Annotated in this window: 12 protein-coding genes; 10 read left to right on the top strand and 2 right to left on the bottom strand. The window is 72.3% G+C overall.

Annotated elements, in window-relative coordinates:
• Nucleotides 1-488 precede the first annotated feature (488 nt).
• Together ACZ63I_RS32670 and ACZ63I_RS32675 are read right to left on the bottom strand one after the other, a co-directional pair.
• Nucleotides 489-2132 carry a PucR family transcriptional regulator gene (locus tag ACZ63I_RS32670; protein WP_469342958.1) on the bottom strand — a complete coding sequence of 548 codons (1644 nt, stop codon included), beginning with the start codon at nt 2130-2132 and terminating at the stop codon, nt 489-491.
• A gap of 75 nt (nt 2133-2207) precedes the next feature.
• Nucleotides 2208-4016 (bottom strand): glycoside hydrolase family 15 protein, encoded by a 1809-nt coding sequence (locus tag ACZ63I_RS32675; RefSeq protein ID WP_469343126.1) that lies wholly within the window; start codon nt 4014-4016, stop codon nt 2208-2210.
• Nucleotides 4017-4444: 428 nt separating this feature from the next.
• Between ACZ63I_RS32675 and ACZ63I_RS32680 the strand changes: the two genes are divergently transcribed.
• The 10 genes from ACZ63I_RS32680 to pnuC all read left to right on the top strand — a co-directional run bounded on the left by ACZ63I_RS32680 (nt 4445) and on the right by pnuC (nt 17997).
• Nucleotides 4445-6172: a CTP synthase gene (locus ACZ63I_RS32680; protein WP_469342959.1), complete on the top strand. Its 1728-nt coding sequence runs from the start codon at nt 4445-4447 to the stop codon at nt 6170-6172.
• Between the two features lie 127 nt (nt 6173-6299).
• Complete coding sequence (locus ACZ63I_RS32685; protein WP_469342960.1) at nt 6300-6926, top strand: NUDIX domain-containing protein; 627 nt, start codon at nt 6300-6302, stop codon at nt 6924-6926.
• Nucleotides 6927-8539: 1613 nt separating this feature from the next.
• Nucleotides 8540-10564: a hypothetical protein gene (locus ACZ63I_RS32690; protein ID WP_469343128.1), complete on the top strand. Its 2025-nt coding sequence runs from the start codon at nt 8540-8542 to the stop codon at nt 10562-10564.
• Nucleotides 10565-10716: 152 nt separating this feature from the next.
• A complete protein-coding gene (gene ald, locus ACZ63I_RS32695) occupies nt 10717-11832 on the top strand; it encodes an alanine dehydrogenase (RefSeq protein WP_469342961.1) in 1116 nt (371 codons plus the stop codon).
• A 380-nt stretch (nt 11833-12212) separates the two neighbouring features.
• Nucleotides 12213-13334 (top strand): ParA family protein, encoded by a 1122-nt coding sequence (locus ACZ63I_RS32700; RefSeq protein ID WP_041991155.1) that lies wholly within the window; start codon nt 12213-12215, stop codon nt 13332-13334.
• Nucleotides 13331-13936 (top strand): hypothetical protein, encoded by a 606-nt coding sequence (locus tag ACZ63I_RS32705; protein WP_469342963.1) that lies wholly within the window; start codon nt 13331-13333, stop codon nt 13934-13936. The genes ACZ63I_RS32700 and ACZ63I_RS32705 overlap by 4 nt, the downstream gene beginning before the upstream one ends.
• Nucleotides 13937-13983: 47 nt before the next feature.
• Nucleotides 13984-15129 (top strand): segregation and condensation protein A, encoded by a 1146-nt coding sequence (locus tag ACZ63I_RS32710; protein ID WP_469342965.1) that lies wholly within the window; start codon nt 13984-13986, stop codon nt 15127-15129.
• Nucleotides 15130-15197: 68 nt separating this feature from the next.
• Nucleotides 15198-15836: an SMC-Scp complex subunit ScpB gene (scpB, locus tag ACZ63I_RS32715; RefSeq protein WP_107070205.1), complete on the top strand. Its 639-nt coding sequence runs from the start codon at nt 15198-15200 to the stop codon at nt 15834-15836.
• The gene (locus tag ACZ63I_RS32720; RefSeq protein ID WP_469342967.1) at nt 15836-17194 is read left to right on the top strand and encodes a pseudouridine synthase; all 1359 of its coding nucleotides are present in this window, start codon (nt 15836-15838) and stop codon (nt 17192-17194) included. The genes scpB and ACZ63I_RS32720 overlap by 1 nt, the downstream gene beginning before the upstream one ends.
• Nucleotides 17195-17340: 146 nt before the next feature.
• A complete protein-coding gene (gene pnuC, locus ACZ63I_RS32725; RefSeq protein WP_469342968.1) occupies nt 17341-17997 on the top strand; it encodes a nicotinamide riboside transporter PnuC in 657 nt (218 codons plus the stop codon).
• The last annotated feature ends 7 nt before the right edge of the window (nt 17998-18004 follow it).

Consider the following 18004-nt stretch of genomic DNA (forward strand, 5'->3'; position numbering starts at 1 on the left):
CCTCTGACGCGAGGTGGACCCGGACATGCGCCGCAAATCACGCTTTACGCTCCGGACACCACCCCTGCACGACCCCCTTCAGCCCCCGGGCCCGGATGGGGTGCTCCCGACCACCGGCGGCAAGGGGCCGGGCGTCCACGACAGGGACGCGGCCCCGGGCCCGAACGCACCCCGCAAGCCGCGCGCACGTGGACAGGTGCATGGGACCGCCGGGGGGAGGGGGCCGGGGCCGCAGGAGGGGGGTGTCCGGACGTAAAGCGTAGGAGTTCTAGCGATCGAGCAGTCCGGACACCCCCCTCCGGAGGCCCCGGAACCCGGCAGACGACAAGCGGGCCGCAACCACCGCACCCCGGCCGCCCCCGCCGGACGGCGACACCGCAGTCCGGACACCCCCCTCCGGAGGCCCCGGAACCCGGCACGGGCAACGACAACCGCAACCCAGACACGCCAACCGAACCCCGCCGGACGGCGACACCGCAGCGACGGGACTACGGCGCGTGCCTGCGCGCCCGTAGCGCGAGGCTCAGGGCCAGGACCGTCTCGGGGTCGTCCAGGTCCGTGCCCAGCAGCTCCGCGATCCTCGCCAGCCGGTTGTACAGCGTCTGCCGGTTCAGGCGCAGTTCGCGTGCCGTCTCCGCCTTGCGCCCCGCGTGCGCCAGATACGTCTCCAGCGTCGGCAGCAGCGCCGGGCGCGACGACGCGTCGTGCGTGCGCAGGGGGCCGATCGCGCGGTCCACGAACGCGGCCAGGTCGGGGTGGTCGCGCAGGCGCCACAGCAGCAGGTCGATGTCCAGGCGGCGGGCGTCGTACCACGGCCGGTCCGGCAGGCCCTCGGCCGCCGCGGCCGTTTCGCCGGCGTGCCGCAGGCCGCCGCCCGCCGCCGCCCAGCCGCCGGGTACGCCCACGACGACGACCGGTGGCCGCGTGCCACCGCGTTCGAGGCCGGCCCGTGCCACTCCCGCCCGCAGCGCGACAGCGACCCGGTCGGCGACGGCCGTGCGGTCCGACTCCTGGCGCAGTCCCAGCAGCAGCGGCACCCGGCCCTCCACCGGGCGCACACCGAGCAGGACCGGCATGCCCAGCGACGACAGCTCCTCCTGCACCGCGCGGGCCAGCACGGCCCAGTTGCCTGACGGTACGGGCTCGGCCGCCAGCCGCATCACGACCGGCAGCAGCGGCCCTTCGCCCGGCCGGAAGCCGAGCACCTTGGCCTGCGCGGGGGCGTCCGCGTACCCGACGCGGCCCTCCGCGAGATCGGTGAGGAAGTCACCACGGCCGCGCGCCGCCAGCTCGTCCTCCTGGCGGGCCTGCATCAGGACGACCGCCAGGAGCCCCGCCGCGCGCTCGGCCGCCATCCGGTGCACCGGCAGCGGCGGCCCGGCCACGGCGGGCAGCACCAGCCGGGCCCGTACGCCGCCCGCGCCCTGGCCGCCGCCCGCCACGTCCACCAGCACGGTGTCGGCGGGCGGTCCCGCGGCGCGGGCCGTGCGCTGGCCGCGCAGCCCCTCCCAGACCTGGAGCGGATCGACCCGCAGCGGCTCCGCGCCCGCCGGGGCCTCGCCCGCGCCCGCCGCGTACAGCAGCCGCCCGTCGGCGGTTTCGAGGAAGACCGGATTGCCCGCGAAGTCGGCGAGGATCCGCAGCACCTGCGGCGCGCCGCCGCCGTCGAGCAGCGCCTCCGTGCACCGCCGGTGCACCTCGTCGGCCTGCCGCAGCAGCGCGTAGTGCCCGTTGACGATCTCGGTGTGCACCTCTTCGGTCACCGCGACGAACGGCACCTCGCGCCGCAACTGCACCAGCGGCAGCCCGGCCGCCGTCGCCGCCTCCACCAGCGCGGCGGGCAGCCGGTCGAACCGGGACCCCAGCTCCACCACCAAGGCGGCGATGCCGCGCTCGGCCAGCCTGCGGACGAACGCGCGTTGCTCGGCGGGCCGGGTGCCGAGGCCGAGCCCCGTGGTCAGCAGCAGCTCGCCGCCCTTGAGCAGCGAAGCGATGTTCGGCACCTCACCCGCGTGCACCCAGCGCACCCGGCGCTCCAGCCGGTCCCCGCAGGCCACGACCTCCGGCAGCCCGCTGCGCAACCCCGGCAGCTCCAGCGCCCGCCGCACGGTGATTCCGCCCTGTTCGTCCATGGGCCGGAGGCTACCGGGCGCCCCGCCCTGCGCGGCACCTCAGCCCGAAGTGCCGCACACAGCCGCCTGCGGGCGTCAGCCGCCGTACGCGCCCGAAGCCGTCAGCCGCAGTGCCGTGTCGATCAGCGGCACATGGCTGAACGCCTGCGGGAAGTTCCCCACCTGGCGCTTCAGGCGCGGGTCCCACTCCTCGGCCAGCAGGCCCAGGTCGTTGCGCAGGGTCAGCAGCTTCTCGAACAGCTTGCGGGCCTCGTCGACGCGGCCGATCATCGCGAGATCGTCCGCCAGCCAGAACGAACAGGCCAGGAAGGCGCCTTCGTCGCCCTCAAGACCGTCCAGGCCCGCCTCTTCGCCCGCCGTCGGGTAGCGCATCACGAAGCCGTCCACCGTCGACAGCTCGCGCTGGATCGCCTCGATCGTGCCGATGACGCGCTTGTCGTCGGGCGGCAGGAAGCCCATCTGCGGGATCAGCAGCAGGGAGGCGTCCAGCTCCTTCGAGCCGTACGACTGCGTGAAGGTGTTGCGCTCTTTGTCGTAACCCTTTTCACACACGTCGTGGTGGATGTCGTCCCGCAGGTCCCGCCAGCGCTCCAGCGGACCGTCCGCGTCGCCCGACTCGATCAGCTTGATCGTCCGGTCGACGGCGACCCACGCCATGACCTTGGAGTGCACGAAGTGCCTGCGCGGGCCGCGCACCTCCCAGATGCCCTCGTCGGGCTGGTCCCAGTGCTTCTCCAGGTAGCGGATCAGCTTGAGCTGGAGAAGAGATGCGTAGTCGTTACGGGCGAGTCCCGTCATGTGCGCCAGATGCAGCGCCTCGGTCACCTCTCCGTACACGTCCAACTGCAGTTGGTGCGCGGCGCCGTTGCCGACCCGGACCGGGCCCGAACTCTCGTAGCCCGGCAGCCAGTCCAGCTCCGCCTCGCCCAGCTCGCGCTCGCCGGCGATGCCGTACATGATCTGCAGGTTCTCCGGGTCGCCGGCGACGGCCCGCAGCAGCCACTCGCGCCAGGCGCGCGCCTCCTCGCGGTAGCCGGTGCGCAGCAGCGAGGAGAGCGTGATCGCGGCGTCCCGCAGCCAGGTGTAGCGGTAGTCCCAGTTCCGTACCCCGCCGATCTCCTCCGGCAGGGACGTCGTCGGCGCGGCGACGATGCCGCCCGTCGGGGCGTACGTCAGCGCCTTGAGCGTGATCAGCGAGCGGACGACGGCTTCCCGGTAGGGGCCGTGGTACGTGCACTGGTCGACCCATTCGCGCCAGAAGTCCGTCGTCGCCTCCAGCGACCCCTCGGGGTCGGGCAGCGCGGGCGGCGTGCGGTGCGAGGGCTGCCAACTGATCGTGAAGGCGATCCGGTCGCCCGGCGCCACCGTGAAGTCGGAGTAGGTGGTGAGGTCCTTGCCGTAGGTCTCCGCCTCGGTGTCCAGCCACACGGAGTCGGGTCCCGCGACGGCGACCGTGCGGTTGTCGACCTTGTGCACCCAGGGCGTCACGCGCCCGTAGCTGAACCGCATCCGCAGCGTGGAGCGCATCGGCACCCGGCCGCTTATGCCTTCCACGATGCGGATGACCTGCGGGGCCCCGTCACGCGGCGGCATGAAATCCGTCACGCGCACGGAACCGCGCGGCGTGTCCCACTCCGATTCCAGGACCAGCGAGTCCCCGACATAGCGGCGGCGCGCGGCGCGCGGCGGGTTGGCACCCGCCGGGTACGCCGGCCCGAGCCGCCAGAAACCGTGTTCGTCGGTCCCCAGAAGGGCCGCGAAGACGGCGTGCGAGTCGAAGCGGGGCAGGCACAGCCAGTCGACTGTGCCGTCCCGGCAGACCAGGGCAGCGGTCTGCATGTCTCCGATGAGTGCGTAATCCTCGATGCGCCCGGCCACGTGCATCTCCAGTCGAACGGCCACGTTCGCCCCGAGGGGCGCTTACTGCGACGAAAAGGGTCGTTGACGAGCTGTTTGTTCCGGGAATACGGGCGGGGGTGATGCCTTTTCCGGCCTGACTCGGCAGCGAGTGTCCGAGCAGCTTACGACGCACCTCGTAGTTCCGCGCCACGCTCCCGGCAACATGAGGCCGCCGAACGGGTGAGCCAGGGGTGAGCAGGGGTACGGATAGGGACAGACGCGGCGACGCGTGGCCGGAAGCGGCCTCCCTTTGTCGCTGATACCCTGGTAGCCCGTGGACCGGTGGTCTCCCTGCGACGCACAAGGGGCCCCGAACCCGCAGCGACGGCAGCCCCCGCACCTCCGGCAAGGACGGCGCGCGGAAGCGGCCGGTACGCACTCCAGACCGCGACCACGGGAGCCCCCTCTTGGCCATGCCGAACCGATCCTCGACATCCTCGACGACCAAGCACATCTTCGTCACCGGGGGTGTCGCATCCTCCCTCGGCAAGGGCCTGACCGCCTCCAGCCTGGGTGCGCTGCTCAAGGCGCGTGGGCTGCGGGTCACGATGCAGAAGCTCGATCCCTACCTCAATGTCGACCCCGGCACGATGAATCCGTTCCAGCACGGTGAGGTGTTCGTCACCAACGACGGCGCCGAGACCGACCTGGACGTCGGCCACTACGAGCGCTTCCTGGACGTGGATCTCGACGGCGCGGCCAACGTGACCACCGGGCAGGTCTACTCGACGGTGATCGCCAAGGAGCGGCGCGGCGAGTACCTGGGCGACACGGTCCAGGTCATCCCGCACATCACCAACGAGATCAAGCACCGCATCCGCCGGATGGCCACCGACGACGTGGACGTCGTCATCACCGAGGTCGGCGGCACGGTCGGCGACATCGAGTCCCAGCCGTTCTTGGAAACCGTGCGTCAGGTACGCCATGAGGTGGGCCGCGACAACGTCTTCGTCGTACACATCTCGCTCCTCCCGTACATCGGCCCGTCCGGCGAGCTGAAGACCAAGCCGACCCAGCACTCGGTCGCCGCGCTGCGCAGCATCGGCATCCAGCCCGACGCGATCGTGCTGCGCGCCGACCGCGAGGTGCCGCTCTCGATCAAGCGCAAGATCTCGCTGATGTGCGACGTCGACGAGGACGCGGTGGTCGCGGCGATCGACGCCAAGTCGATCTACGACATCCCGAAGGTGCTGCACACGGAGGGCCTCGACGCGTACGTCGTGCGCAAGCTCGACCTGCCGTTCAGGGACGTCGACTGGACGGTCTGGGACGATCTGCTGGACCGGGTCCACCACCCCGACCACGAGGTCACCGTCGCACTCGTCGGCAAGTACATCGACCTGCCGGACGCCTACCTGTCGGTGACCGAGGCGCTGCGCGCCGGCGGCTTCGCCAACAAGGCGCGCGTGAACGTCAAGTGGGTCACGTCCGACGACTGCAAGACCCAGGCGGGCGCCGCCAGGCAGCTCGAAGGGGTCGACGGGGTGCTGATCCCCGGCGGGTTCGGCGACCGCGGCGTGACGGGCAAGATCGGTGCGATCCAGTACGCGCGCGAGAACCTGATCCCGCTGCTCGGCATCTGCCTCGGCCTCCAGTGCGTCGTGATCGAGGCGGCGCGCAACCTCGCGGAGATCCCCGAGGCGAACTCGACGGAGTTCGACGCGGGCACGGCGCATCCGGTGATCTCCACGATGGAGGAGCAACTGGCTTACGTGGAAGGCGCGGGCGACCTGGGCGGCACGATGCGGCTCGGCCTGTACCCGGCGAAGCTCGCCGAGGGCTCGCTGGTGCGCGAGGCGTACGCGGACGAGCCGTACGTGGAGGAGCGCCACCGGCACCGCTACGAGGTGAACAACGCGTACCGCGCCGAGCTGGAGAAGAAGGCGGGCCTGGTCTTCTCGGGCACGTCGCCGGACAACAAGCTCGTCGAGTACGTCGAGTACCCGCGCGCCGTGCACCCGTACCTGGTCTCGACCCAGGCCCACCCGGAGCTGCGCTCCCGGCCGACGCGGCCGCACCCGCTGTTCGCGGGGCTGGTGAAGGCGGCGGTGGAGCGGCAGCAGGGCGCGAAGGGTGACGCGTCTGTCGCGTCCGGCGCCGACGCGTCCGTCGCGGACGGCGTGTCCGGCACGGCCGGCTAGCCGGTCACGGCCGGACGATACGGTGGCAGCCGGGGTACGGGCCCTTCAGGGCCGGTGCCCCGGTTTTCCGTTTGTGTTCGGTTCGGGTGAGCCGCGGTGCGTGGCCGCTGTGTGGGAGGACGCTTTCATGACCATCAAGGATGCCGCCGAGGAATGGCGCGTCACCGGGACCGCGACGCCGTTCCAGGGCAACAAGACCAGCGTCCGCACGGACCACGTGGTCATGCCGGACGGCTCCGTCGCGACGCGCGACTACCAGGTCCACCCGGGGTCGGTGGCGATCCTCGCGTACGACGACGCGGGCCGGGTCGTCGTACTGCGCCAGTACCGCCACCCCGTACGGCACAAGCTGTGGGAGATCCCGGCCGGGCTGCTCGACGTACCGGGCGAGAACCCGCTGCACGCGGCGCAGCGCGAGCTGTACGAGGAGGCGCACATCAAGGCGGGGGAGTGGCGGGTACTCGCCGACATCTACACCTCGCCCGGCGGCTCCGACGAGGCGGTCCGGGTCTTCCTCGCCCGCGACCTCTCGGAGGCGGACGGCGACCGCTTCGAGGTCGCCGAGGAGGAGGCGGACATGGAGGTCGCGCGGGTGGAGCTGGCCGATCTCGTCCGGGGCGTACTCGCGGGCGAGCTGCACAACAGTTGCCTGGTGACGGGGGTCCTGGCGCTGTCGGCGGCGCTGGCGGGCGAGGGCCTGGACGCGCTGCGGGCGGCGGAGGCGCCGTGGCCGGCGCGGCCGTTCGAGTCCTGACCTGAACCGAATGCGTCCCTGATCCGACAAACTGCTGATCCGATCGGGGGACGTACCGGCCGCGCTCCCACCGACCCGTCGCAGAGAGTGAACTAGGCTCGATCCGCCCGCGCGGATACCCGCCGGGCTCGGCTCGTGCGCAGGCGGACGGAGCGTGGCCCGTGACGGATCAGGCGGTGGACTCGAACGACCAGGGCACCCCGCAAGCCCAGCGCCCGACCACACCTGACACCCCGACACCAAAACCCCGCCGCCGGGGCCGCAAGGCCCCCACCGAGCCCCCGGCGCCGACCGCCCCGGAGCCGGGAGGGGAGCAGGAGCCGCCCCCCGAGCCGGAGTCGGCGGCTGCCCAGGAGCGTCGTGTCGCGGCTGGTCGGCCGGCCGCTCAAGAGCCGTCGGCCGATCCTGAACGGCCCGTCGTGCCGGAAACACCCGCGCCCGAGGCGCATGCTGCCGGCGAGCAGCCGCCTGCCGTTCCGGCGGCGCAGATCGGCTCGGAGCCGCGAGCCGATCAGGCACGGCGACCGAAGCAGGAGCCGCGCCTTCCCGAGCCGCAAGCGGCTCAGGAAACGCCTGTGCCCGAAGGGCATGCCGCTACGGGAGTGCGAGCCGAGGCCGAGGGCCGCGTCGCGTCCGGGACGCTCGCTGTCGGCGAGCAGCCGCCTGCCCAGGGGGCACCGGCCGTCACCGAGTCGCCGCTTGTGCGTGAGCCGCACGTCGCCCCGGAGCCGCGAGCCGGGGAGGCGCGGTCCGCTGTGCCTGAGCCGCTAGCCGTCGGTGAGCCGTCAACTACCCAGGAGCCTTCGGCCGTCCAGGGATCGCCCGTCGCTCCGGCGCCGCAGGCCGAAGGCGAATCGTCCGCCGTGCCCCAGCCACATGTGGCTCCGCAGCCGCAAGCGGCTCAGGAAACGCCTGTGCCCGACGGGCATGCCACTACGGGAGTGCGAGCCGGGGCCGAGGGCCGCGTCGCGTCCGGGACGCTCGCTGTCGGCGAGCAGCCGCCTGCCCAGGGGGCACCGGCCGTCACCGAGTCGTCCACCGCGCCCGAGCAGCCGGGGGCACCGGAGCCCCGGGCCGAACAGGCGCCGGCCGCCGGACCCGTCGGCGCTGAGCCAGCGCTTGTGCGTGAGCCGCACGTCGCTCCGGGGCCGCGAGCTGAGCAGGGGCCCGCCGGCGGACCGGAGTCGGCTGCCGACCAGGAACCGTCCGTTGCGGCTGCGTCGTCGGTTGTTCCGGAGTCCCGTGTCGGGCCTGAGCCCTCCGTGGTGTCCGAGCCGCCCGCGGCTTCGGAGCCGCGCGCTGCCCAGGAATCCTCGGGCGCTTCGGCGCCGCGAGCCGAAGGGGCGCGAGCCGTCGTGGCTGAGCCGAGTGCCGATGGCGAGCCGCTGGTGGTTCGGGAACCCGCCCCCGCACAGGAGTCGTCCGTCGTATCCGAGCCGGACGGGGCTCCGGAGCTGCGACAAGGGCCGCCTGGCGGCCCGCAGGTGGCGGGGGGCCAGGAGCCGTCCGGCGCGCCCGAGCCGGGCCCGGAGTCGGCTGCGTGCCAAGCGCCGCGCGTAGCTCCGCAGCCGTCCGGGGCCTCCGCCTCGCGCGGCGACCAACCTGCGTCCGCCATCCCCGTCGCGTTCTTCGGGCGTGAGCGTGAACTCCGTGCCCTGCGCGGGGACGCCGAGCGGGCCGGGCTCAATACCATTTCCGGGCGTAAGGAGCCTCGGGCGCGGGTGCTGCTCATTGCCGGGCGCGGCGGGACCGGGCGCAGTGCTCTCGCCGAAGAAGTCGCGCGGCGGTTCGCCGTCGGGTATCCGGACGGGGTCGTGCGGGTGCGGCTCACCGAGGCCGGTGGGGAGGCTGTGGGTACCGAGGGGTCCGCTCGGGAGATCCTCGGCGTGCTCGGCGTGGACGCGCCGCCCGGGGCCGGTGGGGACGAGTTGTCCGGGATGGTGCGCGACGCGCTCGCCGGGCGGCGGGTGCTGCTCGTCCTGGATGACGCCGTGGACGCCGAGCAGGTCGATCCGCTCGTGCCCGACAACCCCGAGTGCCTCGTGCTCGCCGTCTCCCAGGGCCCGCTCACCGGTATCCCCGACGTCCGCCCCTGCACCCTCGGCGGCCTGGACGCCAAGGCCGCCGTCGAGCTGCTGGCCCGGTTCGCGGGCGCCGTGCGGATCACCGTCGATCCGCAGGCCGCCGAGTCGCTGGCCGAGGAGTGCGGCGGGCTGCCCGCCGCGCTGGTGCTCGCCGGCGGGTGGCTGGCCGCCCGGCCCACCGCTTCCGTCGCCGATCTCGCCGGGCGGCTGCGGGCGCTGCCGCTCGACACCGAGCGGCCCGCCGGCGACCGGCCGCTCGCCCGTGCCTTCCGGCTCGTGTACGAGACGCTGCCGCAGCCCACGGCCCGGATGCTGCGGCTCCTCTCGCTCGCCCCTGCGGGCATCGCCGACGCGCACACCCTCTCCGCGCTCGCCGGCTGCTCCGTACCGGCCGCCGCCAAGGCGCTGGACGACTTCGTCGCCCTCGGGCTGCTCGGCCCGGCCGCCGAGGGCGGGGCGGCTGGCCTCCAGGGCGCCGGGGTGCAGTACGAGGTGCCCGGCTGCCTCGTACCGCTGCTGCGCGAGCGCGTCGCCGAACAGGACAGGCCCGCCGAGATCCAGTTGGCCCGCGCGCGGATGCTGGAGCGGACCGTACGGCTGCTCCAGTCGTGCCGGGCCGTCACCGACCCCGAGGGCTCCCCTGCGCGCAAGAAGCTCGCGGGGCTGCCCGGCGCGCTGCGCTTCCCCAGCGCCGCCGTGGCGGCCGGCTGGCTCCGCACCCGGCAGCCCGCGCTGCTGGCCGCCGCGCGTGTCGCCGTCGCCGACGGCGAACTGGACACGCTGGCCCGCCGGCTCGTCGCCGCGCTCGTACGGGCGCTGGCGACCCATCGCGGCACCGAGGCCGCCGCCCCCGAGCTGTACGGGCTGCACCACCTCGTCCTGGACGTCGCCGAGCGGCGCGAGCTGCACCGCGAGAAGGCCGCCGCCCTGCTGAACATCGGCGATCTGGACGCCCGTACCGGCCGCACGGCCGACGCGCTGGTGCGCTACCGCGCCGCGCTCGACGCCGGAAGGGCCGCGAACGACCTCTACGCGACCGGCCGCGCGATGGAATCCGTAGGCGGCGCCTACCAGGACCTCCAGGACTGGCAGCGGGCCGCCGACTGGTACGGCAGGGCGCTGTCGCAGCGCATCGGGCGGGGCGAGCGCGCCGACGAGGCGCGGCTGTACGGCCGGCTCGGCGCCGTCCACGCCTACGCGGGCGAGTACGAGGACGCCCTGCGCGACTGGCGCGCGGCGGCTGTCGGCTTCCGTCGGCTCGGCGATCTGCCGGGCCTGGCGCGGGCGTTGAGCGAGACCGCCCGGGTACTCGAACACGGGGGCCGCCCCCAGGAGTCGCTGCGCGTCTGCGAGGACGCCGCCGCTGTCGCCCGCCAGGCCGGTGACGTACGGCTCCAGGCGGCGCTCCAGCTCCGGCTCGCGGACACCCTGGAGCGGCTCGGCGACCCCACGGCCGCCGGGCTGCACCGCGCCGCAGCCGACCGGTTGCTGGCAGAACCGCCGACAGAACACGAATCCGCCTACGAAATCCGCAGCGGTTCCGGGAAAGATTAATGCTTTGCAAGGCTAGACACCTGGAAGTCCTTCATTAGACTGGCTCCGCCGCATGCTTCTGTGGCGACTCCCGGAGCGCCCCGTGCTGCCCGGGTACGTATGGAATTGCCCCGGTAATCCCCTGAGCCCCTGAGTCAAGGACCGTGATCCACGTGCTGGTCGGCATCCCCCGCGAGGTCAAGAACAACGAGTTCCGGGTGGCCATCACCCCCGGCGGTGTGCACGAGCTGGTGCGCCACGGTCATCAGGTCGTCATCGAGCGTGACGCCGGCGCCGGATCCTCCATCACCGACGACGAGTTCACCGCTGCCGGCGCCCGCGTCCTGGCCACGGCCGACGAGGTCTGGGCCGCCGCCGACCTGCTGCTCAAGGTCAAGGAGCCGGTGCCCGAGGAGTACCACCGGCTGCGCAAGGGCCAGACGCTCTTCACGTACCTGCACCTCGCCGCCTCCCGCGCCTGCACCGACGCCCTGCTGGACTCCGGCACCACCGCCATCGCCTACGAGACGGTCGAGACCGCGAACCGCGCGCTGCCGCTGCTCGCCCCGATGTCCGAGGTCGCGGGCCGGCTCGCCCCGCAGGTCGGCGCGTACCACCTGATGCGCTCGGCCGGCGGCCGCGGCGTCCTGCCCGGCGGGGTCCCCGGCACGGCGCCCGGCCGCGCCGTCGTCATCGGCGGCGGTGTCTCCGGCTGGAACGCGACCCAGATCGCCGTGGGCATGGGCTTCCACGTGACCTTGCTCGACAAGGACATCAACAAGCTCCGCGAGGCCGACAAGGTCTTCGGCACGAAGGTCCAGACCATCGTCTCCAACGCGTACGAACTGGAGCGCGCGGTGGTCGGCGCGGACCTCGTCGTCGGCGCCGTGCTCATCCCCGGCGCGAAGGCGCCGAAGCTCGTCACCAACGCGCTCGTGGCCAAGATGAAGCCCGGGAGTGTACTTGTCGACATTGCAATCGATCAGGGTGGCTGCTTCGAGGATTCGCACCCGACGACCCACGCCGAACCGACCTTCCAGGTGCACGACTCGGTCTTCTACTGCGTGGCCAACATGCCGGGCGCCGTGCCCAACACCTCCACCTACGCGCTGACCAACGCGACGCTGCCCTACATCGTGGAGCTGGCGAACCGCGGCTGGGTCGAGGCGCTGCGCCGCGACCCGGCCCTCGCCAAGGGCCTCAACACCCACGACGGCCAGGTGGTTTACCGTGAGGTGGCAGAGGCGCACGGCCTGGACAACGTGGAGTTGAGCGCCCTTCTCGGCTGACGCGTCAACGCCTTCGTCAACATCGCGCCAACGGCCGGATCTTGCTCAGCGAGGTCCGGTCAGGTGTCTGTCCGGACACATTCGGACCGTCGGTCAACTCGCCTCGTACGTAACACTTCGACCGATTCGCGCACCCGGGAAACCCGTGCGCCATGCCTTGGTGAGAGGCCCGTGCGCCCTTGACAGAGAGGTGTTCGGTTGCCGACACATCGGGCCGGGTCCGGCGGATTGTGTTGCTGCGGACCGGTGACACGCCATAGAGTCGCCCATCGTCGGCATGGTGCCACGCTGACCTATCGATAAGTTTCCTGGTCACGTCCAAGGAGGTAAGACGACTTGTGAATGAGTCGACATTTACTCCCGGGGGTGGTCAACCAGGAATGCCTGCGAGGGGCCAGAGCCCTTCGTCCGGGCTCGACGCTGTCGGCTCCGTCGCAGTCCGCACCTTCTCGACCCACCCGCACATGACGACAGCCCACCAGATGATGGACGGCCAACACGTGAACGCCATGGCCGGCAACGAGGGCGGGCGAGAGTCCAGCCCATTCGCCGACTACAACGAAGTGCCCGAGGGTCACTTCTACGACCCTGACGCCGAGTACGAGCCCGACCCCGAATACGCGGCCACCCTCGCGCCCGACGCTGCCCGCCAGCGCCGCGAGCGGATCGGCCCGACCGGGCGTCCCCTGCCGTACTTCCCGATCCCAGGACCGCTCACCGATCACGGCCCCGCGAAGATCATCGCGATGTGCAACCAGAAGGGCGGCGTCGGCAAGACCACGTCGACCATCAATCTGGGTGCCGCGCTCGCGGAGTACGGACGGCGCGTCCTGCTCGTCGACTTCGACCCGCAGGGAGCCCTGTCGGTCGGACTCGGTGTGAACCCGATGGAGCTCGACCTCACCGTCTACAACCTGCTCATGGAGCGGGGCATGGCGGCGGACGAAGTGCTCCTCAAGACCGCTGTTCCCAACATGGATCTGCTGCCGAGCAACATCGACCTCTCGGCCGCCGAAGTGCAGTTGGTGAGCGAAGTGGCGCGCGAGTCCACGCTCCAGCGGGCGTTGAAGCCGCTGATGCAGGACTACGACTACATCGTGATCGACTGTCAGCCCTCGCTCGGTCTGCTCACCGTGAACGCGCTGACAGCGGCGCACAAGGTGATCGTGCCGCTGGAGTGCGAGTTCTTCGCGCTGCGCGGTGTGGCCCTGCTCACGGAGACCATCGAGAAGGTCCAGGAGCGGCTCAACCCCGAGCTGGAGCTCGACGGCATCCTCGCCACGATGTACGACTCCCGCACGGTGCACAGCCGCGAGGTGCTCGCCCGCGTGGTCGAGGCGTTCGACGAGAACGTCTACCACACGGTGATCGGGCGGACCGTGCGCTTCCCCGAGACCACGGTCGCAGGTGAGCCGATCACGACCTACGCGTCGAACTCCGTCGGCGCCGCCGCGTACCGCCAGCTCGCCAGGGAGGTGCTCGCCCGGTGTCACGCCGAGTGAGTCTGCCCGGGGCCGACGAACTGTTCCGTACGACCGGTGGCACGGCTCTGCAGGCATCGTCGCCCGCGGACCGGCGCCGGAGCGCGAACGGCGAGGCCCGGGTGCCCGGTCCCGCGGGGGAGAGCGACCCGTCGGGCGAAGGGGCGGGACCGGCTTCGCCGGCGGCCTCGGCCGGTACGTCGACGGAGGAGCACTCCACCGCCGGAACGGGTCCCGCAGGGCCGCCGCGCAGCCGCACGTCGGACGCGGAGCAGGCGGCGTCGTCCGTGAAGGGGCGCCGCCCGCCGGAGCAGGGCAACGGCCCTTCGCAGCCGGGCGGCCCGCAGGGGCCCCAGGGCGGGCAGCAGGGCGGCCAGCGCCGCAGGGGGCGCGGTGCCAACCGCCGCCCCAGCGGCCGGGAACGGCACGACGAGAAGATCACGGTCTATGTCTCGGCCGAGGAACTGATGGACCTGGAACACGCGCGGCTCGTGCTGCGCGGTGAGCACGGCCTCGCCGTCGACCGCGGGCGGATCGTCCGCGAAGCGGTGGCCGTCGTGCTGGCGGATCTGGAATCGCGCGGCGACGCGAGCATCCTCGTACGGCGCCTGCGCGGCCGCTGAAGATAGCCTGCGCGGGCCGGACCCGCCGCCCACGCACCTGGACCCCGATGCCGCCGACCGACGACCCCGCCCGCCCCGCCCGCCGCTCGCTCGGCCGCGGCCCCGGCGTGCCGGACGCGCGGCCACCGGCGGTTACGGACCCGGCGCCGGCGGAGCCGGTGCTGCCGGAGCCGGTCGCGGAAGCGGTCGTGGAACCGGAACCGGTTGTGATGGCCGAACCGGAACCGGAACCGGAGCCGGCACCGGTCGTGCTGGCGGAACTGGGACCGGAGCCCGCTCCCGCACCGGAACCCGTACCCGCCGGCGAAACCGAGCCCGAAACCGAGCCCGAACCCGTCGACGACGGCCGGTTCACCGTGCGGCTCGTCAACTTCGAAGGCCCCTTCGACCTGCTGCTCCAGCTCATCTCGAAGCACAAGCTCGATGTGACCGAAGTGGCGCTCTCCAAGGTCACCGACGAGTTCATGGGCCACATCCGCGCCATGGGCCCCGACTGGGACCTCGACCAGACCACCGAGTTCCTCGTCGTCGCCGCCACCCTGCTCGACCTCAAGGCCGCCCGGCTGCTGCCCGCCGCCGAGGTGGAGGACGAAGCCGACCTGGCCCTGCTCGAAGCGCGTGACCTGCTCTTCGCGCGGCTGCTGCAGTACCGCGCCTACAAGCAGATCGCGGAGATCTTCAGCGACCGGCTGGAGACCGAGGCCCGGCGGTATCCGCGTACCGTGGGCCTGGAGCCCCAGTACGCCGAGCTGCTGCCCGAAGTCGTGATCCGCATCGGCCCCGAGGGCTTCGCCCGGCTCGCGGTGAAGGCGATGCAGCCCAAGCCCCGGCCGCAGGTGTACGTCGACCACATCCACGCGCCGCTCGTCTCCGTGCAGGAACAGGCGGGCATCGTCGTGGCCCGGCTGCGCGAGCGCGGCGAGGTGAGCTTCGAGGCGCTCACCGAGGACGCGGCGGACACCCTCACCGTCGTGGCGCGCTTCCTGGCCCTGCTGGAGCTCTACCGCGAGCGGGTGGTGGCGCTGGACCAGGAAGAGGCCCTGGGCTCGCTGATGGTCCGCTGGACGGGCGGGGACGACGACGTGGAGCCGACGGTGACCGACGAGTTCGACCGGCCACCGGACGTACCCGACGGGCCGGCGGCACCGGCACCGGCACCGGAGGCCGACCAGACGCGCGAGGAGAAGGTGTGAGCGAGCAGCAGCAGGCCCCGTCCGGTACGGCGGTCCCTTCCGGTACGGCGGGGACGGCGGCCAGCGGCGTGGCGGGCACGGCGAGCACCGTCGCCGAGCTGGACCTCCGGCCCGCCCTTGAGGCGGTCCTCATGGTCGTGGACGAGCCCGCGAGCGAGGAGCACCTGGCCAAGGTCCTCGACCGGCCCCGCAGGGCCGTGGCGGACGCGCTGCGCGCGCTGGCGGACGAGTACACCGTGCAGGGCCGCGGTTTCGAGCTGCGGCTGGTCGCCGGGGGCTGGCGGTTCTACTCGCGCCCCGCGTACGCGGAGGCGGTCGAGGGCTTCGTCCTGGACGGCCAGCACGCCAGGCTGACCCAGGCGGCGCTGGAGACGCTGGCCGTCGTCGCGTACCGGCAGCCGGTCAGCCGTTCCCGGGTCTCGATGGTGCGCGGAGTGAACTGCGACGGTGTGATGCGCACCCTCCTCCAGCGGGGGCTGGTCGAGGAGGCGGGCGCGGAACCCGAAACAGGTGCGATCCTGTACAGGACGACGAACTACTTTCTGGAGCGGATGGGCCTGCGCGGCCTTGACGAGCTTCCGGAGCTCGCGCCCTTCCTCCCCGAGGCGGAGGCGATCGAGGCCGAGACCTTGGAAGGGGTTCCGTCGTTCGACCCAGACGCGCCGGACACCCCGGAAACTTACGCAGACGACAAGACGGAAATTTGATGCGAAGCGGCAACAGCAACAGCGGAAGCGGCAACAGGAACGGCGGAGGCGGTAGCGGCGGCGGCAACCGGGGGGCCGGCAGCGGCGGCCGGGGCTCCGGCGGCGGCAACCGCGGCGCGGGCGCCGGCGGCGGCCGTGGCGGCGCGGGCGGCCGGGGGGCCGGCGGCGGCCGTGGCGCTTCCGGCGGCGGTGGCTGGGACAACCGGGGCGGCGGCGCGGGCAACAGGGGCAGCAACCCCGGCGCCCGTACGTCGGGCAGCGGACGCGAGGACGAGCAGAAGCGCCCGTCCCGCCCGCGCCCCGAGGAGCGCCGCTACGACGTGGGCCGCTCGGGTCCGACCGGCGGCGCCGGTGCGAAGGGCACGCCGCGTGGCACCGGCCGGGCCGGCGGCTCGGCCGCGTTCACGCGTGACGCGCGCGACGGTGACGACGAGCGCCGTGGCGGCGGTGCCAGGGGCGCGGCTGCCCGTGGCGGTGCCAAGGGCGGCCCGAAGTCGCCGCAGAGCGCGCCCAGGGCCCGCAGGGACAGCCAGGGCCAGTCACGCCCCCGTGAGCTGGACGCGAAGATCGAGCAGCGCAACCGCGACAGGTACGCGGACGCCCCGGAGATCAGGACCCCGAAGACCAACCCGAACGACGAGGGCGAGCGGCTGCAGAAGGTGCTCGCGCGGGCCGGTATGGGCTCGCGGCGCGCCTGCGAGGAGCTGATCGAGCAGTCCCGTGTCGAGGTCAACGGCGAGATCGTGCTGGAACAGGGCATGCGCGTCGACCCCGACCAGGACGAGATCAAGGTCGACGGGCTGACCGTCGCCACCCAGTCGCACCTCTTCTTCGCGCTGAACAAGCCCGCGGGTGTCGTCTCCACGATGGAGGACCCCGACGGCCGGCAGAGCCTCGGCGACTACGTCACCAACCGGGAGACCCGGCTGTTCCACGTGGGGCGGCTCGACACGGAGACCGAGGGCATCATCCTGCTCACCAACCACGGCGAGCTGGCCCACCGCCTCACGCACCCCCGGTACGGCGTGAAGAAGATCTACCTCGCGGCGATCCAGGGGCCCCTCCCGCGCGACCTGGGCAAGCGGCTGAAGGACGGCATCCAGTTGGAGGACGGTTACGCGAAGGCGGACCACTTCCGGGTCGTCGAGAACACCGGCAAGAACTACCTCGTCGAGGTCACCCTGCACGAGGGCCGCAAGCACATCGTCCGCCGCATGCTCGCCGAGGCCGGTTTCCCGGTCGACCGGCTGGTCCGGACGTCGTTCGGCCCGATCCCGCTGGGCGACCAGAAGTCGGGCTGGCTGCGCCGTCTCACCAACACCGAGGTCGGCATGCTGATGAAGGAGGTCGGACTCTAGGCCCGCGCCTGGTACTCCGAACACTCCAGGCAATCCGAGCACTTCGAGCACCCCGAGCGAACCCGCGGCCCGACGGCCGCGGGTTTTTGCTTGTGCGGGCGGCCCGTTCGCCTTTATAGTCAACATGACTATTAAGGAGGCGGGCCATGAGTCTCGCTGACATCCTCGACCCGTTGCAGCAGCCGCTGTTCACCGTGCTGGACACACCGGTCAGTTGGACCGAGTTTCTCGGGTTCGGCAGCGGCGCGCTCTGCGTCTGGCTGGTCGCCCGCCAGCACCTCGCCAACTGGCCCGTCGGTATCGCCAACAACCTGTTCTTCGTTCTTCTGTTCGTCCCGGCGGGGCTCTACGCCGACGCCGGGCTGCAGGTCGTCTTCATCGCCCTCGCCGTGTACGGCTGGTGGATCTGGACCCACGGGGGTGGCCCGGACCCGCGGTCCCTGCCGGTGCGGCGCAGCAGCCGCACCGAATGGGGCGTGCTGCTCGCGGCGGGGGCGGTGGGGACACTTGGACTCACGTTCCTGCTCAGCCGCTTCACCAACTCGACCGTGCCGTTCTGGGACGCGCTGACCACGGCGCTGTCCCTGGCGGCGACCTACGGCCAGTGCCGGAAGCTGCTGGAGTCGTGGTGGCTGTGGATCGCCGCCGACCTCGTCTACATACCGCTCTACGCCTACAAGGGGCTGTACTTGACCTCGCTGCTGTACGTCGGCTTCCTCGCCCTGTGTGTCGTGGGGCTGCGCGGCTGGTCCCGTGATCTGGCCGGCGCGAAGGCGCCGGCGGCCGAGGCGGTGACGGCATGACGGATGC

It is taken from the genome of Streptomyces sp. NPDC087906 (assembly GCF_055584925.1).